We start from the raw sequence: 20,174 nt of genomic DNA on the forward strand, positions 1-20,174 counted from the left end.
GGTCAAGGTTGCGGAAAACGTGCCTTGCGCTCCAGATCGTCCAGATCAATGTGGTTGCGCATGTACTGCTGACTGGCGTCGACCAGTGGCTGGTGATCCCAACTCTTCAGCTTGCCGGTTGCCAGCGATTTGGCGACGAAGCGCCTTCTGCGCTGACTGGCGAGCACCTGTTGGTGTATCGCCGGGATGTCCCACTTGGCCCGAGCTTCGGCCAGGAAGTCATTGAACAGCTTTTCATGGGCGGGTGACTGGCTCAGGTCCTTCTGCTCTTTCGGGTCCTTCTTCACATCGAACAGCAGGCACGGGTCCTGTTCCGAATAGATAAATTTGTACGCGCCACGACGGATCATCATCAGCGGGCTGGTGGTGCCTTCGGCCATGTATTCACCGAACACCTCGTCGTGCCCGCCCTTGCGTTTCAAATGCGGCATCAGCGAACGTCCGTCCAGTGGCAAACCGGCGTCCAGTGGCAAACCGGCGTCCAGTTTGCCGCTGGCCATTTCGACGAAGGTCGGCAGCAGGTCGGCAGTCGACACCGACGCACTGACCCGTCCCGGTTTGAACTGGCCCGGCGCGTACACCACCAGCGGCACGCGCGCGGCCATTTCGAACCAGTGCATTTTGTACCAGAGGCCCTTCTCGCCCAGCATGTCGCCGTGATCGCCGGAGAACACCACGATGGTGTCTTCCGCCAGCCCGACTTCATCGAGCGTCTGCATCAGCTTGCCGACGTTGAGGTCGATGTAGCTGCACGCGCCAAAGTAGGCGCGGCGCGCATCACGAATCTTGTCGGTCGGCATGGGCTTGTCCCACAGGTCATAGACCTTGAGCAGCCGTTGTGAATGCGGGTCCAGCGCGGCCTGATTGGCGTGCGGCGGCGGCATCGGGATCTCTTCGTCGGCGTACAGGTCCCAGAACGGCTTGGGAATGGTGTACGGATCATGAGGATGAGTCATGGAAACGGTCAGGCAGAAAGGCGCATCACCGTCCTGGCGCACGTGGTCGTACAGATACTGCTGGGACTTGAACAGCACCTCTTCGTCGAAATCCAGCTGGTTGGTGCGAATGCACGGACCAGCCTGCAATACCGATGACATGTTGTGATACCAGCTTGGCCGCACATCCGGCTCGTCCCAATTGACTGACCAGCCATAGTCGGCCGGGTAGATGTCACTGGTCAGGCGTTCTTCGTAGCCATGCAACTGGTCCGGCCCGCAGAAATGCATCTTGCCTGCCAGGGCGGTCTTGTAGCCCAGCGCACGCAGGTAGTGGGCATAAGTAGGGATGTCGGCCGGGAAGTCAGCTGCGTTGTCGTACGCGCCGATCCTGCTCGGCAGCTGGCCGCTGACCAGGGTGAAGCGCGACGGCGCGCAAAGGGGGCTGTTGCAATACGCCGAGTCGAACACTACGCCATTGGCGGCCATGCGGCTCAGGTTCGGCATCAGAATCGGGGACCGGGCGTAAAACGGCAACATTGGCGCGGCCATTTGATCGGCCATGATGAACAGAATATTTTTGCGCTTCATGTAATCGCTGCATCCCATTGTGAAAAGTTATGCGAAAGTGCCGGGTATGAGGATGGAGTCCATACGTTTCAGGGTAAAGCCCATACACAGCAATACCTAGGATAAGCCCAGCTAATGTTTGAATTTTTCGGCGATGTGTCACTCGATCTGCTGCGTGCATTTGAAGTCGCGGCGCGTTTGCGCAGCTTCACAGCGGCAGCCCTCGAACTGGGCACGACACAGCCCGCTGTCAGTCAGCAGATCAAGCGCCTCGAAGAGCAACTCGCTACCCGTCTGTTCGACCGCATCTACCGTGGCATCGAATTGACCGACGCCGGTGAAGTGCTATTCAGCCATGTACAGGCCGGGCTGCAATCCATCGACAGCGGATTGACAGCCATTACCGAACACCACCAGCACGAAGTGCTTCAAGTGGCGACCGACTTCGCCTTCGCCGCCTACTGGCTGATGCCGCGTCTGCACCGTTTCCACAAGGTTAACCCGGACGTGGACGTCAGTCTGGTCACCAGCGAGCGTACCCACAGCATGTTACGTGCTGATATCGATGTTGCGGTGCTGTTCGGTGACGGGCGCTTCAAACAGGGCGAAAGCCACTGGCTGTTCAGCGAAGAGGTCTTCCCGGTGTGCAGCCCGCAACTGATCGCCGGGCGCCAGACGCCGCTGCCCAACGATGCGCTGCGCGACTTTCCACTCCTGCACCTGCGTGGCGAAAGCATCAACCACTGGTTCGACTGGGCGGGCGTATTCCGGGCGCTGGACATCCCTCAGGCCCCCGCGCCCGGTCAACTGCGCTTCGACAACTACACCCTGCTGATCCAGGCGGCCATCGGCGGACAGGGCATCGCCATCGGCTGGAAGCACTTGGTCGACGACCTGCTCGATCAGGGCCTGCTCTGCCGCCCTATCGCCGGCGCGGCGATTTCCGGCCAGGGCTATTACGTCGTCCTGCCCCAGCGCAAACGCCGCGTGCAGATCGTTCAGCAATTCGTGGACTGGCTGGCCAGCGAGCAGGCGTTGAGCGGGGTTTCGCTGGCGGGCAGGCCATTGCCGTCGATTGCGGTGTAACATTGCCCCGCTGAAAAGTGACCGCTCGGTCCATCGCCGCGCGCACATCAATAAAATGGTCATGCATACGCGTGAATATCATCGGTGCCCTGCCCCAGGCTGCCTGAACCGAATGCTGAAAGACCAGAACAGAGGATCATCAGAAATGCCGGATCTACTCATCGACGGTAAGACACTTCACTATTCCGACCAGGGCACGGGCCCGGTGGTAGTGCTCGGTCACAGCTATCTCTGGGACAAGGCGATGTGGAGTGCACAGATTGATACCCTGGCCAGCCAGTATCGGGTGATCGTGCCGGATCTGTGGGGGCACGGAGATTCCAGCGGGTTTCCCGAAGGTACTCGCAACCTCGATGACCTGGCGCGGCATGCGCTGGCGCTGCTGGATCATTTGAATATCGAGCGTTGCAGCATCGTCGGGCTGTCGGTCGGCGGTATGTGGGGCGCAATCGCTGCACTGCTCGCGCCAGAGCGCATCACGGGGCTGGTGCTGATGGACACCTATCTGGGCAAAGAGACCGAAGCCAAGAAAGCCTATTACTTCTCGTTGCTCGACAAGCTGGAAGAGGTCGGGACCTTTCCTGAGCCGCTGCTGGATATCGTCGTACCGATTTTCTTCCGTCCCGGCATTGATCCGCAGTCGCCTGTGTACACGTCGTTTCGTGCAGCGCTTGCCAGCATGAATGCCGAGCAGTTGCGTCAGTCCGTCGTACCACTGGGAAGGATGATTTTCGGTCGTGATGACCGGCTCGGGTTGATCGGACAACTGAATGCCGACACCACGCTGGTAATGTGTGGCGATGCGGACATCCCGCGCCCGCCAGAAGAAACCCGCGAGATGGCCAGCCTGATCGGCTGCCCTTACGTGCTGGTGCCTGAGGCAGGGCATATCGCCAATCTGGAGAACCCGGATTTTGTGTCGGGAGCGCTGATGACGTTTTTGGCGCGGGTTAACCAGAAGCAGGGTTGAGCTGGGCTGGTTTCTGCGTTGGGCGGCCCTCAAGATCGGACGCGGAGCGTCCAGAACGGCATGCGACGCGGAGCGTCGCACGATAGTCGAGATTATCGTTCCTCACGCTCCAGCGTGGGAGTGCCTTGTCTGACGCTCCGCATAGCAGCACCCATCAATTCAACACACCATCCAGAATCGCGTAAACAATCCCAGAACCCACGGCGATCAGTACGACGTCGGTGCCCAGGCGGCGCCATTCGTAGCCGTCATAATGTGGCAGGTATTGCAGCGAGCGGCTGTCCAGGCGTTTGCCGTAACCAGGGGGCAACGGACGGCCCTTGGCGATGTGTACGCCAGGCGGCAGTGGCTGGCCCCGGCCGATGACGTCGCGGTGTTGCTGGAAGGTCTCGCGTACCGGGCCGAAATCCTGCGGTGGGCGGTTGCCGCCGCGGTTGTCCTGGTGGGCCTGTCTGCCTGGCTGGCTGGCCGGGCCTTTGTCCGGACCCCGGCCATTGTCATTGCCCGGTCCACGGTCATTGCCACGCTCGTTATGCCCGCCATTGCTCTGCGGCCCCGGCTGTTGAACGCCACGATTGTCGTCCGGGCCGTCACCGCGTTGATCCGGTGGTGCAGCTTGCAGCAGCGGACTGGCGCTGATCATCAAGATACCCAGTCCGGTGATAAAACGGTTTGGCAGTTTCATGGTGTTTCCTCGGCTTCACTCAATGCAGCAAAAAGGGGTTCATGACGCTGGTCATGAACCCCTTATGTCTTGCTACATAGAGCTGCCGCTCAGGCTTTGATTCCTCTGTATCAGAAACTTTACCCTCAGCTACGAGCGCTACGTACGCCCTCGGCCAGTGCCGCGCACAGCGTCAGCACGCCGTCGACGGCATGCTCCGGCGACTCGGCGCTGGCGATCTTGTCGACGAAGGCCGAGCCCACGACCACGCCGTCAGCCAGACGCGCAATCGCCGCGGCCTGCTCGGGTGTGCGGATACCGAAACCGACGCTGATCGGCAGATCGGTGTGGCGGCGCAAGCGAGCGATGGCTTCAGTGACGTGCTCGGTGGTGGCCGAGCCAGCCCCGGTCACACCGGCGACCGACACGTAGTAAACGAACCCGGAACTGCGTTCCAGCACGCGCGGCAGGCGCGCATCATCGGTGGTCGGCGTAGTCAGACGGATGAAGTCGATGCCGGACGCCTGTGCAGGCGTCGCCAGCTCGGCGTCGTGCTCGGGTGGCAGGTCAACGATGATCAGACCGTCAACGCCCGCTTCCTTTGCCTGCGCCACGAAGGCTTCGACGCCAAAGCGGTGAATCGGGTTGTAGTAACCCATCAGCACAATCGGCGTGGTCTGATCGTCGACACGGAATTCGCTGACCATCTGCAGGGTTTTCTGCAGGGTCTGGCCAGCGTCCAGAGCACGCAGGGTCGCCAGCTGAATCGCCACACCGTCGGCCATCGGATCGGTGAACGGCATACCCAGCTCGATCACGTCAGCACCCGCCGCAGGCAGGCCTTTCAGGACTTTCAGCGAGGTGGCGTAGCCAGGGTCACCGGCGGTGATGAAGGTGACCAGCGCCGCACGACCTTCGGTTTTAAGCTGGGCGAAACGATGTTCTAGACGGCTCATACCAGCTGCTCCTGAGTGTGTTCGGCGGCTGCCATATGGTTCATGACGGTTTGCATGTCTTTGTCGCCGCGCCCGGACAGGCACACGACCATCAGGTGATCATCGCGCAGGTTGGTCGCGCGCTTCATGGCTTCAGCCAGGGCGTGAGCGGTTTCCAGCGCCGGGATGATGCCTTCGAGCAGGCAGCACTGATGGAAAGCATCCAGCGCTTCGTCATCGGTGATGCTGACGTATTCGACGCGCTTCACTTCGTGCAGGAATGCGTGTTCCGGGCCGATGCCTGGGTAGTCCAGACCGGCAGAGATCGAGTGCGCATCGGTGATTTGTCCGTCGCCGTCCTGCAGCAGGTAGGTACGGTTGCCGTGCAGCACGCCCGGTACGCCGCCGTTCAGGCTGGCCGCGTGCTTGTCGGTGCTGACGCCGTGACCGCCCGCTTCAACGCCGATGATTTCCACACTGGCGTCATCCAGGAACGGATGGAACAGGCCCATGGCGTTGGAACCGCCGCCGACACAGGCGACCAGGCTGTCCGGCAGACGACCTTCCTTCTCCAGCATCTGCTCTTTGGTTTCCTTGCCGATGATGGCCTGGAAGTCACGGACCATCGCTGGGTAAGGGTGCGGGCCTGCCACGGTGCCGATCAGGTAGAAGGTGTCGTCGACGTTGGTCACCCAGTCACGCAGCGCTTCGTTCATCGCATCTTTCAGGGTGCCGGTGCCGGAAGTGACCGGAACGATTTCAGCGCCCAGCAGCTTCATGCGGAACACGTTGGCCTGCTGACGCTCGATGTCGGTAGCACCCATGTAGATCACGCAAGGCAGACCGAAACGTGCAGCAACGGTAGCAGTGGCAACGCCGTGCATGCCGGCGCCGGTTTCCGCGATCAGGCGTTTTTTGCCCATGCGTTTGGCCAGCAGCACCTGACCGATGCAGTTGTTGATCTTGTGCGCGCCGGTGTGATTGAGCTCTTCACGCTTGAAGTAGATTTTCGCGCCGCCACAGAACTCGGTCAGGCGCTCGGCGAAGTACAGCGGGTTTGGACGGCCCACGTAATCGCGCTGGAAGTAGGCCATCTCCTTGATGAATTCCGGGTCGGCTTTGGCGGCTTCGTACTCGCGGTTGAGGTCTAGCACCAGCGGCATAAGGGTTTCAGCCACGTAGCGGCCGCCGAATGAGCCGAACAGGCCATTGGCGTCGGGGCCGCTGCGGAAATTGGTCTGGGTCATGAAGTGCTCCAGTTGCAGTATTGGGCGAATGGGTTGAGCCGTATTGGCAATGGGTCCACTTTAACCAGCGCAAGGCTGGATGAAAACCGATAAGATCGCTGCAACCTGTCAGGAAAACTCACAGATCATGAGCCGCGACCTCCCTCCCCTCAATGCATTGCGCGCCTTTGAAAGCACTGCCCGGCTTGGCAGTGTCAGCCAGGCGGCCGAACAGCTGAACGTGACGCATGGTGCTGTCAGTCGCCAATTGAAAGTGCTTGAAGAACACCTGGGTGTAAGCCTGTTCAGCAAGGACGGACGAGGCCTGAAACTCACAGATGCAGGTATTCGCCTACGCGATGTCAGCGGCGACGCGTTCGACCGGCTGCGCGGCGTGTGTGCAGAACTGAGCAAGGGCAGCGCAGATGCGCCGTTCGTGTTGGGTTGCTCCGGCAGCCTGCTGGCGCGCTGGTTCATCCCGCGCTTGAGTCGCCTGAATGCCGAGCTGCCGGACCTGCGTCTGCACCTGTCGGCAGGTGAAGGTGATCTTGACCCGCGTCGGCCAGGTCTTGATGCCCTGTTGATATTTGCCGAGCCGCCATGGCCGGCAGACATGCAGGTCTTCGAACTGGCAAGTGAGCGGATCGGACCGGTGTTGAGCCCACGTTTCGCGCGATTCGAGCGTCTGTGCGATGCACCAGTCGAGGCGTTGCTGGAAGAGTCGTTGCTGCAAACCACATCGCGTCCGCAGGCGTGGCCGAGCTGGGCGCAGCAGAACGGCATCGATCCGCAGTCATTGCGTTACGGGCAGGGTTTCGAGCATTTGTATTATTTGCTGGAGGCGGCCGTGGCGGGCCTTGGCATTGCAATTGCGCCCGAGCCTCTGGTCATCGATGACCTGAAGGCCGGTCGCCTGGCTGCGCCTTGGGGGTTCAGTGAAACCCCGGCGCAGCTGGCGCTTTGGGTACCCAGACGTGCGGCCGATGGACGAGCGCAGCAGCTTGCTCAGTGGTTAAGAAATGAGCTGAAGCGGTCCGGGGAACCGATCAAAAACTGATCAGTTACCGCGCTTGAACAGCATGTAGGCAGCGATCAGGCCGATGGCACCTACCGCAACGCCGGCGGTGGTCCAAGGGTGTTCCTGAGCGTAGTCGCGGGTTGCCAGTGCGTTTTCGCGGGTTTTCTCTTTAACGTCTTCGTAGACATCGCTTAGCAGGCTGCGCGAGTGGCTCAGCGCGCTTTCAGCGTTGGCTTTCAGATTCTTCAGTGTCTTGCGCGACTCGTCGGTAGCGTCGGCTTTCAGGCCCTCGAGGGACTTCAGGAGGCTCTCGATTTCAGCTTCCATACTCTGCAACGAGGCTTTGCGAAGTGACGTAGTAGCCATGGTGTTTCTCCTGCAATGATGAGTGGGCGTGTTGTTTCGGACTCCGGGCTTTTTGGAAAGTGCGATGGGATTTTTGCAAAGGTCTGAACTTTTGCGCGCCTTCTCCTGACAGAAGCAGGGAGCGCGCTCTATATCGCGTCTTTTTCAGACCTCAGGAGAACTGCCATGTCGGATCATCACACGTACAAGAAAGTTGAAATCGTAGGCTCTTCCACGACCACCATCGAAGACGCCATCAACAATGCCCTGGCTGAAGCCAGCAAAAGCCTCGACCTGATGGAATGGTTTGAAGTGACCGAAACCCGCGGCCATATCGAAAACGGCAAAGTCGCGCACTTCCAGGTGACGTTGAAAGTGGGCTTCCGCATCACCAACAGCTGAGGGTGATCTGAACCTTTCGGCTGGCCGATTGCCATAAGCTGCGCTACACGCAAATGTGGCCACGCGTTCGATGTGTGAGCGTGGGGATTTTCAATGGGCGCCTGTTCCGATGGCGTCTTCATTTGGCCGGACGAGAGGGATTACCCATGAAGAAGTTTTTGTTGGCTGTAGGCTTGCTGAGCATTGCAGGCACTGCCCTCGCGGCAGGCAAGCCATGTGAAGAGTTGAAAAGTGAACTCGACGCAAGACTCCAGGCGAAGGGCGTAACGTCCTACACGCTGGAAGTGGTCGAGAAAGGCAGCGCGGCCGACAAGCAAGTCGTCGGCACCTGCGAAGGCGGCACCAAGGAAATCGTTTACCAGCGCGGTTGATTGCCAGCCAGGCCCGGCTCAGGCCGGTTGGCCCGGTCAATCCCGTTTGCAGGTTTCACGAACAGCATCGCCCCGGACTGTCATCCAGTCTGGGGCGATGCTGTTTCTGGCTGGTTTTTTCCGATTCGGAAAGTCGCTTAGCCGTGCGCGACCTGGGCCAGGATCTCGTAAGAGCGCAGCCTGTCTTCGTGCTCGTACATGTCGCAGGTGAAGAGCAACTCGTCCGCGTCGGTCTGCTCGAGCAGCACGTCCAGTTTGGCGCGAATCTTTTCCGGGCCACCCACCATCGCCAGCCCCAGGAAGCTTGCTACGGCTTCACGCTCGTGTGGCAGCCACAGGCCGTCCATCGACTCGACAGGCGGGCGCTGCATCAGGCTGTGCCCACGCATCAACGCCAGAATGCGCTGATAGACCGACGTCGCCAGGTATTCGGCGTGCTCGTCCGTGTCGGCCGCCGACAGGGGCACCCCGAGCATCACATAAGGCTTGTCGAGCACTTCCGATGGCTGGAAGTGATTGCGATACACGCGAATCGCCTCGTGCATGTAACGCGGTGCAAAGTGCGATGCGAAGGCATACGGCAAGCCGCGCATGCCTGCCAGCTGGGCGCTGAACAGGCTCGAGCCCAGCAGCCAGATCGGCACGTTGGTGTTTGAACCGGGTACGGCGATCACTTTTTGATCAGGCGTGCGCGGCCCCAGGTATTCCATCAGCTCGGTGACATCATCCGGAAAGTCATCGGCACTGCCGGAGCGCTCGCGGCGCAAGGCACGCGCAGTCATCTGGTCGGAGCCCGGAGCGCGGCCCAGTCCCAGGTCGATGCGGCCGGGATACAGGCTGGCCAGGGTACCGAACTGCTCGGCAATCACCAGCGGCGCGTGGTTGGGCAGCATGATCCCGCCAGCCCCGACACGAATGGTCGACGTGCCGCCTGCCAGGTAGGCGAGCAGCACCGAGGTCGCTGAACTGGCGATGCCGTCCATGTTGTGGTGCTCGGCCACCCAGAAGCGGTTGTAACCCAGCTTTTCAACATGCTGGGCAAGGTTGAGCGAGTTGCGCAGGGAATCGGCGGGCCCTTTGTCGTGGCGCACCGGCACCAGATCAAGGGTGGAAATTTTTACATCTGCCAAACGTTTCATAGGCCGGGGTAGCTCCTCGAATTGTGATGGGCCGGCTGCTGGAGCTGCCCACGATGAAACAGCAGTGCGGGCGCAAGTCCGGCTTTTCAATGGGCAGTGTAGAAAAACCTACTGAAATGGTTGGTCTTTCCGACGGTTGAACTTTCCAGAGCCGTCTATCCTCAGAATGCTGTAACAGCAACGATCCAAATTCATTCCAAAAGGAGCCACCATGAGTATCGTCAAGAAAGCATCCGCCCACTGGGAAGGTGATCTGAAAAGCGGTATCGGCAGCATCTCCACGGAAACCGGAGTGCTGCGCGAAGCGCCTTACGGCTTCAAGGCACGTTTTGAAGGCGGCAAAGGCACCAACCCGGAAGAGCTGATCGGCGCAGCCCATGCAGGCTGTTTCTCGATGGCGTTGTCCATGATCCTGGGCGGTGCAGGCCTGACTGCTGAAAGCATCGATACTCAGGCTGAGGTGTCGCTGGATGAGGTAAAAGGCGGTTTCGCGATCAGCGCTGTGCATTTGACCCTCAAGGCCAAAGTGCCAGGCGCGACCCAGGAGAAGTTCGACGAGTTGACCAAGCAGGCCAAAGAAGGCTGCCCGGTTTCCAAGGTACTGAACGCGAAGATCACCCTGGACGCTACATTGCTGAGCTGATTCACAGCCAGCCTTGCGGGGGCGCCTTGTGCGCTCCTGTATCTGCTGTATAAAGCTGGCTTGCTTCATCGGTCATGCGTTGGTTGACGCATGGTTTGATTACGATCAGGAGTCGAGCATGAAACGTTTTATTATGGCAGCGACCTGCACCCTGCTGGCAACCAGCGCCCTGGCGGCACCGAAATCCTGCGAAGAACTAAAGGCTGAAATCGAAGCCAAGATCCAGGCCAACAACGTCACGTCCTACACGCTGGAAATTGTTGGCAACGAAGAGGCCACCGATCCCAGCATGATCGTCGGCAGCTGTGACAACGGTACGAAAAAAATCATCTATCAGCTCAACGGTCGCTGATCAGATGCAGTGCACCCCGCCCTCTTCTTCCTCCTCGGCCACCACCTTGCGCTCTGCATCGTAAAGCCAGGCATCGACACTGTTCGCCAGTGAGCGTACCTCCAGCACATAACGCTGCCCGGCAGCGAAGTGGTCGTAACGAACACTGACGTAACACGTGATCTCGGTGTACTCGTCGCCGATCATCCCCATGCCGCCCGAGCGGTACTCGTAGTCATAACGCACCTGCAACTCATGGCTGCCCGGCGTCACCTGAAAGTAGCGGCCGTCGTAAGTGTTCTTGCCATCGAGCTTGTCGCCCATGATCAACTGGCCGGTGATGGTGCGCATGTCGACCCACGCCATGTCCGGATTGACGGTGGGCAAGGGGCCGGCGCATCCGGCGAGGGTGGCTAGAGTGAGTGCGGTTATCAGTATCAGAAGACGGTTTGGCACCGAGGTGTACCTCTGTTTAAAAAGGTTTAGTGGCAACCGTTGACATGACCTGCTGTTGGCCAGTCATCCAGTCTGCAGAAACTGCGCAGCGTGTTTCGGTCAAGCGTTGGATAACGGCAAAATCGCTTCTCAGGTTTCGTGAAAAGATTGGTTCATGATGAGCAATTCGATTTCGAAGCAATCGGATTTGTTCGAGATCAGCCGCGATCTTTGCTCGGTGGGCAGATACAGTGAAGCACTTTTCGAGGTTTGGAAAAAAGCGGTATAGATAAGGAGTCCAGATACGGCCTTCAAACCGTTTTGTGAACGTTTTTTCCCAAAAGACGAATTTCAACTCCGCAATAACGGCCCCGGTTGTTCCACATTTCTGTCTGGCTCTTGCAAGCTCTTGTTTTGGCTTGAAAACCGGACCTGTAACATTGGGCAAGCTTTGCTCGAAGCCGGGACTCCAAGGCCACTCGGGGCCGTAAACCGAAGCGATTGCGTCTGCAACACCGTTACGAACAATCACCTCGCACAGGTGTAGCGGTGTAAGGAACGCTGCAGAGACGAGGCCTTCCAGGCATACAAAGTGATGGCCTCATCAAGACCCCGGCCCACAGCGCGCGCTGCATTCTCATACGTCGAAATCCGGGCAGAGGAAATGGACAATCTGATTGCCTTTGCGACCTCTAAAGCTGACATTGACGACAACTGCAAATCTCCCTATAGTCTGCCCACTTGCCGAGGGCCTAGCTGGCTTATGCCTCCCCCCACGGACAGATGATATAGCAATACCTACAGCCCACCTGCACGGTGGGTTTTCTGTTTGTGTCTAATGAAAATAGCTTTTTACACGGGCGCACAGCTTGGTGCGTTCCAGCTCGTCCGTGGTTTGAGTCTCTGTAACCTTCAATCCTCATAACAGTTGCACATCCCCACTCCCCTCCTGCATAACATCACCGTACCCAAGCCACCAAAGCACTTCCTTACATGGCCACATTCTCCCTGCCACGCCTTCGACACCTGCCAGCGCTGACGGCCGTCACGCTGCTTGCCGGCTGCTCCAGCGTTTCCTACTACGGGCAGCTGGCTCAGGGGCAGTGGCAGTTGCTGCAGGCACGTGAGCCGGTGGAGAAGATCGTGGCTGACCCGACTCGGGATGCAGGTTTGCGCCAGCATCTGGCCCGGTCGCAGTTGGCGCGGACGTTTGCCAGTGAGCATTTGCATCTGCCGGATAACAAGAGTTACCGCCTGTATGCGGACCTGGGCCGCCCTTATGTGGTGTGGAATGTGTTCGCGACGGATGAGTTCTCGCTGGAGCCGGTCACGCACTGTTTTCCAATCGCTGGGTGTGTGGCGTATCGCGGTTATTACAGCCCTGGCGGGGCGCGTGGCGAGGCGGCGTTGCAGCGGCAGGCGGGCAAGGATGTGTATTTGAGTGGCGTGGAAGCCTATTCGACGCTGGGTTGGTTCAATGATCCGATTCTCAGTTCGATGATGGGCTGGGGTGACGAGCGTCTGGCCACGCTGATTTTTCATGAGTTGGCGCATCAGCGTTTTTACGTGAAGGACGACACGGAGTTCAACGAGTCCTACGCCAGTTTCGTCGAGCAGGAAGGTACGCGGCAATGGCGTGCGGCGCGGGGATTACCGCCGGAGAGTGTTTCGCAGTCGGCGCGGCGTGATCAGTTTACCCGGTTGGTGCTCGATACCCGGGAGCGGCTCAAGGCGTTGTATCGCCAGCCGCTGTCGGCCGAGGTGATGCGCGCCCGCAAGGCTGAAGAATTCGAGCGGATGCGCCGTGATTACCGCGCGTTGCGGGATGATCAATGGGCAGGCGACAAGCGCTTCGATGCCTGGATCAACAGCCCGATGAACAACGCCAAGCTGCTGCCTTTTGGTCTTTACGATCAATGGGTGCCAGCCTTCGAGGCGTTGTTCAGGCAGGTGAATGGCGACTGGCAGGCCTTTTATCGGTCTGTGGAGAAGCTGGGCGCGATGCCTGCCGAGGCGCGCAAGGCGGCGCTGCGGGCGTTGATGCCTTGAATCCCTTGTGGGAGCGAGCTTGCTCGCGAAGAGGTCGGTACAGCGCCCACACAAAGCGCGTTTGAACCGCGGTCTTCGCGAACAAGCGAAGCGTCGCCCGGCTCGCTCCTAAGGCCTTCGGCCAGAATAGAAGGTCAACTGAGTGCAGAGCGCAGTATTAATAGCGGGCCTCAACCCTTATCAAACCCCTCCGCCAGATGCTGATCCTTGAGTTTCACGTAATTAGTGGCGCTGTACGGAAAAAAGGCGATTTCCTTGTCGGTTAATGCACGCACCTGTTTGACCGGGCGACCGACGTACAGGAAGCCGCTTTCCAGCACTTTGCCCGGCGGCACCAGGCTGCCTGCGCCGATGATCACCTCGTCTTCAACTACCGCGCCATCCATGATGGTCGTGCCCATGCCGACCAGGATGCGATTGCCGATTGTGCAGCCATGCAGCATGGCCTTGTGGCCAATGGTCACGTCATCGCCGATGATCAACGGAAAACCGTCCGGGTTGAATGGGCCGGCGTGGGTGATGTGCAGCACGCTGCCGTCCTGCACGCTGGTGCGGGCACCAATGCGGATGCGGTGCATGTCGCCGCGTACCACGGTCAGCGGCCAGACGGAGCTGTCGGCGCCGATTTCGACGTCACCGATAACCACCGCTGAATGATCGACAAAGGCCCGTTCGCCGAGGGCTGGGGTGTGCTCCTGAAACTTGCGAATGGCCACGATAGGCTCCTTCTTTGGCAGTGATAGGCGTGCAGAGCGGGTTTGGTTGCTGCGGTCGGCGTCGATTGTAATTAAGATGGCTGAGTGTTTCTTCAAGGCAAGGTGCAAAACCGTGAGCGCGAACAACCCTCTTCTGCAATCGTACGACCTGCCACCCTTTTCGGCGATTCGTGCCGAGCATGTCAAACCTGCTATCGAACAGATCCTGGCGGATAACCGTGCCGCGATTGCCGACATCCTCGCCAAACAGGGTTCGACACCGACCTGGGCCGGGCTGGTGCTGACCATGGACGAGCTGAACGACCGCCTGGGCGCTGCCTGGAGCCCCGTCAGCCACCTCAATGCCGTGTGCAACAGCGCCGAGCTGCGCGAAGCGTATGAATCCTGCCTGCCGGCCTTGAGCGCCTACTCCACCGAGATGGGCCAGAACCGCGCGCTGTTCCAGGCCTATGAAGCCCTGGCCAATGGCCCCGAGGCCGCCAGTTTCGACGTTGGCCAGAAGACCATTCTGGAGCAGTCGCTACGTGACTTCCGCCTGTCCGGTATCGATCTGCCGCCCGAGCAGCAGAAGCGTTACGCCGAAGTGCAGAGCAAACTGTCGGAGTTGGGCAGCCAGTTTTCCAACCAGTTGCTCGATGCCACTCAGGCCTGGACCAAGCTGGTCGCCGATGAGTCCGCCCTCGCCGGCCTGACCGATTCTGCCAAACAGCAGATGGCCGCCGCTGCCAAGGCAAAGAATCTGGAAGGCTACCTGATCACGCTGGAATTCCCGAGCTACTACGCGGTGATGACCTACGCCGAAGACCGCGCATTGCGCGAAGAAGTCTATGCGGCGTACGCCACCCGCGCGTCGGATCAAGGCCCGAACGCGGGCAAGAACGACAACACGCCGGTCATGGAGCAGATCCTCGACCTGCGTCAGGAACTCGCGCAATTGCTCGGTTATGCGAACTACGCCGAGCTGAGCCTGGCGACCAAGATGGCCGAGTCCAGCGACCAGGTACTGAGCTTCCTGCGTGACCTGGCCAAACGCAGCAAGCCTTTTGCTGCCCAGGATCTGGAGCAGCTCAAGGCTTATGCCGCCGAACAGGGCTGCCCTGATCTGCAAAGCTGGGACAGCGGTTTCTACGGCGAGAAGCTGCGCGAGCAGCGCTACAGCGTTTCCCAGGAAATCCTGCGTGCCTACTTCCCTGTCGATAAGGTGCTTGGCGGCCTGTTCACCATCGTTCAGCGCCTGTACGGCATCGAGATTACCGAGCAGAAAGGCTTCGACACTTGGCACCCGGATGTTCGTCTGTTCGAGATCAAGGAAAACGGCCAGCACGTCGGGCGCTTCTTCTTCGATCTGTATGCTCGCGCCAACAAGCGTGGTGGTGCCTGGATGGACGGCGCGCGCGACCGTCGCCGTACGGCGCAAGGCACGTTGCAGAGCCCGGTGGCCAATCTGGTGTGCAACTTCACACCCGCTGTTGCCGGCAAGCCTGCGCTGCTGACCCATGACGAAGTCACCACGCTGTTCCACGAATTCGGTCACGGCCTGCATCACTTGCTGACCCGCGTCGAGCATGCCGGGGTATCCGGTATCAATGGCGTGGCCTGGGACGCCGTCGAGTTGCCGAGCCAGTTCATGGAAAACTGGTGCTGGGAGCCCGAGGGCCTTGCGCTGATCTCCGGTCATTACGAAACCGGCGAGCCTCTGCCGCAGGATCTGCTGGAGAAAATGCTCGCCGCCAAGAACTTCCAGTCCGGCCTGATGATGGTGCGTCAGCTGGAGTTCTCGCTGTTCGATTTCGAGCTGCATGCCACGCATGGCGACGGCCGCAGCGTGCTGGACGTGCTGGAAGGCATTCGCGACGAAGTGTCAGTGATGCGTCCACCCGCCTACAACCGCTTCCCGAACAGCTTCGCACACATCTTCGCAGGCGGTTACGCAGCCGGTTACTACAGCTACAAGTGGGCCGAGGTACTGTCCGCCGATGCGTTCTCGAAATTCGAGGAAGACGGTGTGCTCAACGCTGAAACCGGACGCGCCTTCCGCGAAGCTATTCTGGCGCGTGGTGGTTCGCAGGCACCGATGGTGCTGTTCGTCGACTTCCGAGGACGCGAGCCGTCGATTGACGCATTGTTGCGTCACAGTGGCTTGAGTGAGGATGCGGCAGCATGACCGATACCCCGGTAGTCATTACCAGGAAACGCTTCATCGCCGGGGCGGTTTGCCCGGCGTGTAGCGAGCCTGACAAACTGATGATGTGGAACGAAAACGACGTGCCGCATCGCGAGTGCGTGAGTTGCGGTTACAGCGACACGCTCAACGAGCAGGGTATTTCGATACCGAAGGAGTTGGGTACGCGGGTCAACAAGGCGGTTGTCAAACCGGCTGATCCCAAGGTCCAGGGCGTGCAGTTCTTCCCGAACCCGAAGTTGAAGAAGCCGGTTGATCCCGAGTGACGTGATCGGTCGGTGTCAAATTGAAAGGTTCGTTCGTTTGAACGAACCTTTTTTATTGCCCGCCGTGCCTCAGGTTATCAACGGTAGAGTTACCAATCGGCCAACTCAGCCACTTTCTTCCTGAAGGCCAGCGCCAGAGCCGTCAGCACTTCCTCATCCCTGCCCAGTTCGCCGCGAATCTTGTGTTTTCCCTGCGGGTGCAGCCTGACCCAGGCGTGTTCTTGCAGGTCATCGTTTTCATAAAATTCAATGGCTATTTCAGGATGGTCATGTTCCTCAATGTCTTCAGCCCACAACCGAATCTCATACTTGGCCATCACCCACCCCGTTGTCAGGTAAATGCGCCAGTACCCGATAGCCGAGTTGGCGTTTCGCTACACTAGGCCTGAAGAAAAAGGGCGTCTACTGGCAGAAGTAACAGGTGGTTTTTTGTACAGGGCGGGAAAGTAAGACGGCGAATCGCAACAACGCTGGGGGGGAAGCAGGGACAAGCGGTGAGCACCACTTGTCCCTGGCAGGCAAAACGTCAGCCTGCCGTTTGCAGCCTGCGCTTCTCGGCCAGACGACTTCTGCCGTACAGCACTGCAATGGCGATCAAGGCGATGGCCTGTGCGCTGAGTGAGTACAGGTCGGCGTGAATGCCCAGCCAGTCGAACTCGAAGAACGGCACCGGCCTTGTGCCGAATATCCCCGCCTCCTGCAGCGCCTTGACGCCGTGACCGGCAAACACCACTGACAGTGCGCAGAGCAGCGCAGCATTGATGCCGAAGAACAGCGACAGCGGCAGCTTCGCCGAGCCGCGCAGGATGACCCACGCCAGGCCTACGAGCAGCACCAGCGCCGTGGCACCCCCCGCCAGCACGGCATCGTGCCCGGCCGGTCCGGCCTGCAGCCACAGGGTTTCGTAGAACAGGATGACTTCGAACAACTCGCGATACACCGAGAAGAACGCCAGCACCGCGAAGCCGAAACGACCGCCGCCGCCGACCAGACTGCTTTTGACGTAGTCCTGCCACGCAGCAGCGTGACGACGATCATGCATCCACACCCCGAGCCAGAGCACCATCACACTGGCAAACAGCGCGGTGGCGCCTTCCAGCAATTCACGCTGCGCGCCGCTGACGTCAATGACATACGCCGCGAGTGCCCACGTGGCCAGCCCGGCCAGCAGCGCCAGACCCCAGCCGATGTTGACGCTGCGTACGGCAGACTGCTGGCCGGTGTTGCGCAGAAACGCCAGAATCGCCGCCAGTACCAGAATCGCTTCCAGCCCTTCACGCAGCAGGATCAGCAGGCCCGAAATATAGCTCAGCGACAGGCTCAGGCCGTCGCTGCCCAACAGGTCCGCCGACTCCTTGAGCTTGCCTTTGGCTGCTTCCAGTTTTTGCGCGACCTGAGGTAGCGGCATGCTGTCCTGCAAGGACTGCCGGTAAGCCATCAGGCTCTTTTCAGTGTCCTTGCGCACATTGGCGTCGACGTTATCCAGCGAGCTTTCGACCAGCTCGAAACCCTCCAGATACGCCGCGACCGACAAATCATAGGCCTGCTCGCGATCACCGGCCTTGTAGGCTGCCAGGCTCTTGTCCAGCGTTACACTGGTGTAATCCAGCAGTTGCGCCGGGCCGCGCTGTACCTGAGGTGGCTGCGCGCGCTGTGCGCGGAAGGTGGCGGTAGCGTCCGGACCTTCGCCAGCCTGGATTTCGGCCGGTGTCTGGCGAGCCAGATCGGCGAGGTTGAAGGTCTTGGCAGGCTGGGCGACCGGTTGTGCGCTGAAGCTGGCGATATACGTCGCGATGTCCCAGCGCTGGCGATCGTCCAGCTGGTCGGCGAACGCGGGCATATCGGTGCCGGCAATGCCTAGCCCGGTCGCGTTGTAGAGGTCGTAGAGACTCAGGCGATCCAGCCGCGCAGTATCCCGCAGGTTCGAGGGTGGCGGTTCCAGGCCGATACCTGCCGGTCCATCCCCTGCACCGCTGTCGCCATGGCACACCGAGCAATGCTGGGCGTATAAAGGCGCGCCACGGGCGGGGTCCGGCGTAATGGCCGGGGCCTGACTGACCTCGTAGGCAAGCGCGAGCTTCGCACTCAACTGCCGCGCCTGACGAGTGACCTGCGCAGCGTCCTGTCGACTTGCCACAGCGCTTTTCAGCTGGTTTACCGCCTGCTCCAGAGCATCACGCTCGGCGCGCTGCGGCAAGGCAACGACGAGGCCCTGCAACGCAGTCAGGCTATCAACCTGCTGCTGATACTTGACGGTGTCCACAACCTTGCCGTCCGCCACGGTCGCCGGGTAATCGGCCCCCAGGTAATCCAGCAGATGCAGCGCCTGGGCGGCACCCTCGACCGGGTCGGCCAGCGCAATGCAGCTGCCCAGCGCCAGAAGCGGCAACAGTAACCAGGCAAGAAAACGAGAACGGACGGGCATTGCAGAATCTCGACGGGAATGCGAAGCGTTGCATTGTTAACGCCGCAACGGCACTACTCAATAGTCGAGGTCTATTTTTGTTACAGAATCTTACGTTCGGCCTTCAATCGCCCTGAACAGAACGTATGTCTGCTCAGGGCTCCAGACCGACACGTTTCAGGCCGTACCGCGATGCAACGTCGCGAGGAAACCTGCCGCGCCTACGAACAGGCTGGCGAAGGTGCGGTTCATGCGACGTTGCTGGCGAGGCGTCTTGAGCAGGCGCAGCACCTTGGATGCCAGCCCGGTGTAGCCCGCCATCACGATCAGATCGACCACCACCATGGTCGCTGCGATGATCGCGTACTGGATGAGCAGCGGAGCGGTCGGGTCGATGAACTGTGGCAGGATCGCCAGAATGAAGATCAGTGCCTTGGGGTTGCTGATATTCACCAGAAAGCCGCGCAAGACCAGCGTCATCGGTTTGCCCACTGGGCGCACGGCAGATTCATCGGCCAGATCGGCTGGCAAAGCGCGCCATTGCTTGATGCCGAGATAGACCAGATACGCGACGCCGAACCACTTGATCAGCGTGAACGCCATATCCGAGGCCGCCAGCACTGCGCCAAGACCTGCCGCGACAATGGCGATCTGTGCCACCAACGCGATCTGCAAGCCCAGGGCATTCCAGTAGCCCCGCCAGAAACCGTATTGCAGGCCGCAGGACATCGAAGCGATGGCGCCCGCGCCGGGGGAAAGACTGATAATCCAGCAGGCCGCAAAAAAGCCCAGCCACGTTTCAAGCGCCATCGTGCACCTCATACAAAGTCGAATGCGCAATAAATTAGTGCTTAATGCTTTGCAAGGCTAACGATTTCTAATCCTGCTCATCCGGCTGCTTTGCAACCACCATCTGCGGAAACAGATCGCTGCCACGCCAGCGGCGCACTGACTTCTGGAAAAACTGGCTGTTGGGCACCTGGACCAGCGCGCCACCGGCTTCCGGGGTCTCGATCAGGGTGGTGAACATCAGATTGATGGCGACCACCCGCCCCTTCACGCCCGGCTTGTCCAGCGTATCGACCAGCTCGACCATGTCACCGATGCGGAACGGGCCGATGGTGAAGATCAGAATGGCGCAGAGCAGGTTCGACAGCACGCTCCACATTGCAAAGAACGCCACCGCCGCTACGGCGACGAAGCCGGACAGTGCGGTCCACAGCACCGTAGCCGATACCCCGAGTCGGCCGAGGACGAGAACAAAGGCGCTGCCCATGATCAACCAGCGCAGGCCGCCGCGAACCGGGACCAGCAATTCTGGCGGCAACGGATAACGCTCGCCCAGACCGGTCAGAAAACCACCGACGATGCGTTGGAGTACGTAACCGGCCAACAGGATCAGCAGAATCTGCGCACCCACCAGCAGCGGTTCAAGCCAGTACGCGGATACCGGCAAGCCCAACATGTCCATCACTTCCCTGCCTCGC

At 59.9% G+C, this 20,174-nt stretch carries 22 protein-coding genes and 1 pseudogene; 10 read left to right on the top strand and 13 right to left on the bottom strand.

The window, feature by feature from the left end; translation table 11 throughout:
• Positions 1 to 2: 2 nt before the first annotated feature.
• Positions 3 to 1,526 carry a choline-sulfatase gene (betC, locus tag PI739_RS16955; protein WP_271352051.1) on the bottom strand — a complete coding sequence of 508 codons (1,524 nt, stop codon included), beginning with the start codon at positions 1,524 to 1,526 and terminating at the stop codon, positions 3 to 5.
• A gap of 114 nt (positions 1,527 to 1,640) precedes the next feature.
• Here betC and PI739_RS16960 point away from each other — a divergent pair, with 114 nt between their 5' ends.
• Positions 1,641 to 2,591 carry a choline sulfate utilization transcriptional regulator gene (locus tag PI739_RS16960; protein WP_054082299.1) on the top strand — a complete coding sequence of 317 codons (951 nt, stop codon included), beginning with the start codon at positions 1,641 to 1,643 and terminating at the stop codon, positions 2,589 to 2,591.
• 145 nt (positions 2,592 to 2,736) lie between these two features.
• Positions 2,737 to 3,561: an alpha/beta fold hydrolase gene (locus PI739_RS16965; RefSeq protein ID WP_054082300.1), complete on the top strand. Its 825-nt coding sequence runs from the start codon at positions 2,737 to 2,739 to the stop codon at positions 3,559 to 3,561.
• A 154-nt stretch (positions 3,562 to 3,715) separates the two neighbouring features.
• On the opposite strand, the gene PI739_RS16970 is transcribed toward PI739_RS16965, so the two are convergent.
• The 3 genes from PI739_RS16970 to trpB all read right to left on the bottom strand — a co-directional run bounded on the left by PI739_RS16970 (position 3,716) and on the right by trpB (position 6,407).
• Positions 3,716 to 4,246 (bottom strand): anti-virulence regulator CigR family protein, encoded by a 531-nt coding sequence (locus PI739_RS16970; RefSeq protein ID WP_044309652.1) that lies wholly within the window; start codon positions 4,244 to 4,246, stop codon positions 3,716 to 3,718.
• Between the two features lie 125 nt (positions 4,247 to 4,371).
• Complete coding sequence (trpA, locus tag PI739_RS16975) at positions 4,372 to 5,181, bottom strand: tryptophan synthase subunit alpha (RefSeq protein ID WP_080479966.1); 810 nt, start codon at positions 5,179 to 5,181, stop codon at positions 4,372 to 4,374.
• Complete coding sequence (trpB, locus tag PI739_RS16980; protein WP_003367769.1) at positions 5,178 to 6,407, bottom strand: tryptophan synthase subunit beta; 1,230 nt, start codon at positions 6,405 to 6,407, stop codon at positions 5,178 to 5,180. Before trpB ends, trpA begins: the two co-directional genes overlap by 4 nt.
• Positions 6,408 to 6,486: 79 nt before the next feature.
• Here trpB and PI739_RS16985 point away from each other — a divergent pair, with 79 nt between their 5' ends.
• A complete protein-coding gene (locus PI739_RS16985; RefSeq protein ID WP_003367768.1) occupies positions 6,487 to 7,443 on the top strand; it encodes a LysR family transcriptional regulator in 957 nt (318 codons plus the stop codon).
• Here the strand turns inward: PI739_RS16985 and PI739_RS16990 are convergent, their stop codons facing one another.
• Complete coding sequence (locus PI739_RS16990) at positions 7,444 to 7,770, bottom strand: ElaB/YgaM/YqjD family protein (protein ID WP_003318456.1); 327 nt, start codon at positions 7,768 to 7,770, stop codon at positions 7,444 to 7,446.
• Between the two features lie 165 nt (positions 7,771 to 7,935).
• Between PI739_RS16990 and PI739_RS16995 the strand changes: the two genes are divergently transcribed.
• Entirely contained in the window at positions 7,936 to 8,151 is a 216-nt protein-coding gene (locus PI739_RS16995; protein WP_003318455.1) for a dodecin, read from the top strand.
• Positions 8,152 to 8,297: 146 nt separating this feature from the next.
• The gene (locus PI739_RS17000; RefSeq protein ID WP_003318454.1) at positions 8,298 to 8,522 is read left to right on the top strand and encodes a DUF1161 domain-containing protein; all 225 of its coding nucleotides are present in this window, start codon (positions 8,298 to 8,300) and stop codon (positions 8,520 to 8,522) included.
• 137 nt (positions 8,523 to 8,659) lie between these two features.
• Here PI739_RS17000 and PI739_RS17005 read toward each other — a convergent pair whose 3' ends face one another.
• Complete coding sequence (locus PI739_RS17005; protein WP_003367765.1) at positions 8,660 to 9,661, bottom strand: LLM class flavin-dependent oxidoreductase; 1,002 nt, start codon at positions 9,659 to 9,661, stop codon at positions 8,660 to 8,662.
• A 211-nt stretch (positions 9,662 to 9,872) separates the two neighbouring features.
• Between PI739_RS17005 and PI739_RS17010 the strand changes: the two genes are divergently transcribed.
• Together PI739_RS17010 and PI739_RS17015 are read left to right on the top strand one after the other, a co-directional pair.
• Complete coding sequence (locus tag PI739_RS17010; RefSeq protein WP_003367763.1) at positions 9,873 to 10,304, top strand: OsmC family protein; 432 nt, start codon at positions 9,873 to 9,875, stop codon at positions 10,302 to 10,304.
• Positions 10,305 to 10,422: 118 nt separating this feature from the next.
• On the top strand, positions 10,423 to 10,656 hold the full coding sequence (locus tag PI739_RS17015; protein WP_003367761.1) for a DUF1161 domain-containing protein: 234 nt from the start codon (positions 10,423 to 10,425) through the stop codon (positions 10,654 to 10,656).
• Here the strand turns inward: PI739_RS17015 and PI739_RS17020 are convergent, their stop codons facing one another.
• Together PI739_RS17020 and PI739_RS17025 are read right to left on the bottom strand one after the other, a co-directional pair.
• Positions 10,657 to 11,091, bottom strand: coding sequence for a PA0061/PA0062 family lipoprotein (locus tag PI739_RS17020; RefSeq protein ID WP_072365283.1), 435 nt, complete (start codon positions 11,089 to 11,091; stop codon positions 10,657 to 10,659).
• A gap of 16 nt (positions 11,092 to 11,107) precedes the next feature.
• Positions 11,108 to 11,775: pseudogene (locus tag PI739_RS17025) on the bottom strand (hypothetical protein).
• A 288-nt stretch (positions 11,776 to 12,063) separates the two neighbouring features.
• Between PI739_RS17025 and PI739_RS17030 the strand changes: the two are divergent.
• Positions 12,064 to 13,119 carry an aminopeptidase gene (locus tag PI739_RS17030; protein ID WP_054082304.1) on the top strand — a complete coding sequence of 352 codons (1,056 nt, stop codon included), beginning with the start codon at positions 12,064 to 12,066 and terminating at the stop codon, positions 13,117 to 13,119.
• Between the two features lie 170 nt (positions 13,120 to 13,289).
• Here the strand turns inward: PI739_RS17030 and PI739_RS17035 are convergent, their stop codons facing one another.
• A complete protein-coding gene (locus PI739_RS17035; RefSeq protein ID WP_054082305.1) occupies positions 13,290 to 13,835 on the bottom strand; it encodes a gamma carbonic anhydrase family protein in 546 nt (181 codons plus the stop codon).
• A gap of 76 nt (positions 13,836 to 13,911) precedes the next feature.
• On the opposite strand from PI739_RS17035, the gene prlC reads away from it, so the two are divergent.
• Both prlC and PI739_RS17045 read left to right on the top strand, forming a co-directional pair.
• Positions 13,912 to 15,999: an oligopeptidase A gene (gene prlC, locus PI739_RS17040; RefSeq protein ID WP_162490645.1), complete on the top strand. Its 2,088-nt coding sequence runs from the start codon at positions 13,912 to 13,914 to the stop codon at positions 15,997 to 15,999.
• Positions 15,996 to 16,283 (top strand): YheV family putative zinc ribbon protein, encoded by a 288-nt coding sequence (locus PI739_RS17045; protein ID WP_003367746.1) that lies wholly within the window; start codon positions 15,996 to 15,998, stop codon positions 16,281 to 16,283. The genes prlC and PI739_RS17045 overlap by 4 nt, the downstream gene beginning before the upstream one ends.
• 89 nt (positions 16,284 to 16,372) lie before the next feature.
• Here the strand turns inward: PI739_RS17045 and PI739_RS17050 are convergent, their stop codons facing one another.
• The 4 genes from PI739_RS17050 to PI739_RS17065 form a co-directional block, all read right to left on the bottom strand.
• The gene (locus PI739_RS17050) at positions 16,373 to 16,600 is read right to left on the bottom strand and encodes a hypothetical protein (protein WP_003367743.1); all 228 of its coding nucleotides are present in this window, start codon (positions 16,598 to 16,600) and stop codon (positions 16,373 to 16,375) included.
• A gap of 209 nt (positions 16,601 to 16,809) precedes the next feature.
• The gene (locus tag PI739_RS17055) at positions 16,810 to 18,708 is read right to left on the bottom strand and encodes a cytochrome c/FTR1 family iron permease (RefSeq protein ID WP_248685516.1); all 1,899 of its coding nucleotides are present in this window, start codon (positions 18,706 to 18,708) and stop codon (positions 16,810 to 16,812) included.
• Between the two features lie 156 nt (positions 18,709 to 18,864).
• Positions 18,865 to 19,497, bottom strand: a complete 633-nt coding sequence (locus tag PI739_RS17060; protein WP_054082307.1) for a LysE family transporter — start codon at positions 19,495 to 19,497, stop codon at positions 18,865 to 18,867.
• A gap of 67 nt (positions 19,498 to 19,564) precedes the next feature.
• Positions 19,565 to 20,158: a mechanosensitive ion channel family protein gene (locus PI739_RS17065; protein WP_002551363.1), complete on the bottom strand. Its 594-nt coding sequence runs from the start codon at positions 20,156 to 20,158 to the stop codon at positions 19,565 to 19,567.
• Positions 20,159 to 20,174: the final 16 nt, after the last annotated feature.

It is taken from the genome of Pseudomonas cerasi (assembly GCF_027983475.1).
GTDB lineage: Bacteria > Pseudomonadota > Gammaproteobacteria > Pseudomonadales > Pseudomonadaceae > Aquipseudomonas > Aquipseudomonas cerasi.

Excerpts from the sequence above, each read along its gene's own strand:
- PI739_RS16970 (WP_044309652.1), bottom strand. The coding sequence starts at position 4,246 with ATGAAACTGCCAAACCGTTTTATCACCGGACTGGGTATCTTGATGATC.
- PI739_RS17010 (WP_003367763.1), top strand. The coding sequence starts at position 9,873 with ATGAGTATCGTCAAGAAAGCATCCGCCCACTGGGAAGGTGATCTGAAA.
- PI739_RS17005 (WP_003367765.1), bottom strand. The coding sequence starts at position 9,661 with ATGAAACGTTTGGCAGATGTAAAAATTTCCACCCTTGATCTGGTGCCG.
- betC (WP_271352051.1), bottom strand. The coding sequence starts at position 1,526 with ATGAAGCGCAAAAATATTCTGTTCATCATGGCCGATCAAATGGCCGCG.
- prlC (WP_162490645.1), top strand. The coding sequence starts at position 13,912 with ATGGCTGAGTGTTTCTTCAAGGCAAGGTGCAAAACCGTGAGCGCGAAC.
- PI739_RS17065 (WP_002551363.1), bottom strand. The coding sequence starts at position 20,158 with ATGGACATGTTGGGCTTGCCGGTATCCGCGTACTGGCTTGAACCGCTG.
- PI739_RS17045 (WP_003367746.1), top strand. The coding sequence starts at position 15,996 with ATGACCGATACCCCGGTAGTCATTACCAGGAAACGCTTCATCGCCGGG.
- PI739_RS16995 (WP_003318455.1), top strand. The coding sequence starts at position 7,936 with ATGTCGGATCATCACACGTACAAGAAAGTTGAAATCGTAGGCTCTTCC.
- PI739_RS16990 (WP_003318456.1), bottom strand. The coding sequence starts at position 7,770 with ATGGCTACTACGTCACTTCGCAAAGCCTCGTTGCAGAGTATGGAAGCT.
- PI739_RS17050 (WP_003367743.1), bottom strand. The coding sequence starts at position 16,600 with ATGGCCAAGTATGAGATTCGGTTGTGGGCTGAAGACATTGAGGAACAT.
- PI739_RS16965 (WP_054082300.1), top strand. The coding sequence starts at position 2,737 with ATGCCGGATCTACTCATCGACGGTAAGACACTTCACTATTCCGACCAG.
- trpB (WP_003367769.1), bottom strand. The coding sequence starts at position 6,407 with ATGACCCAGACCAATTTCCGCAGCGGCCCCGACGCCAATGGCCTGTTC.
- PI739_RS17055 (WP_248685516.1), bottom strand. The coding sequence starts at position 18,708 with ATGCCCGTCCGTTCTCGTTTTCTTGCCTGGTTACTGTTGCCGCTTCTG.
- PI739_RS16985 (WP_003367768.1), top strand. The coding sequence starts at position 6,487 with ATGAAAACCGATAAGATCGCTGCAACCTGTCAGGAAAACTCACAGATC.
- PI739_RS17030 (WP_054082304.1), top strand. The coding sequence starts at position 12,064 with ATGGCCACATTCTCCCTGCCACGCCTTCGACACCTGCCAGCGCTGACG.
- PI739_RS17060 (WP_054082307.1), bottom strand. The coding sequence starts at position 19,497 with ATGGCGCTTGAAACGTGGCTGGGCTTTTTTGCGGCCTGCTGGATTATC.
- PI739_RS17015 (WP_003367761.1), top strand. The coding sequence starts at position 10,423 with ATGAAACGTTTTATTATGGCAGCGACCTGCACCCTGCTGGCAACCAGC.
- PI739_RS16960 (WP_054082299.1), top strand. The coding sequence starts at position 1,641 with ATGTTTGAATTTTTCGGCGATGTGTCACTCGATCTGCTGCGTGCATTT.
- PI739_RS17000 (WP_003318454.1), top strand. The coding sequence starts at position 8,298 with ATGAAGAAGTTTTTGTTGGCTGTAGGCTTGCTGAGCATTGCAGGCACT.
- trpA (WP_080479966.1), bottom strand. The coding sequence starts at position 5,181 with ATGAGCCGTCTAGAACATCGTTTCGCCCAGCTTAAAACCGAAGGTCGT.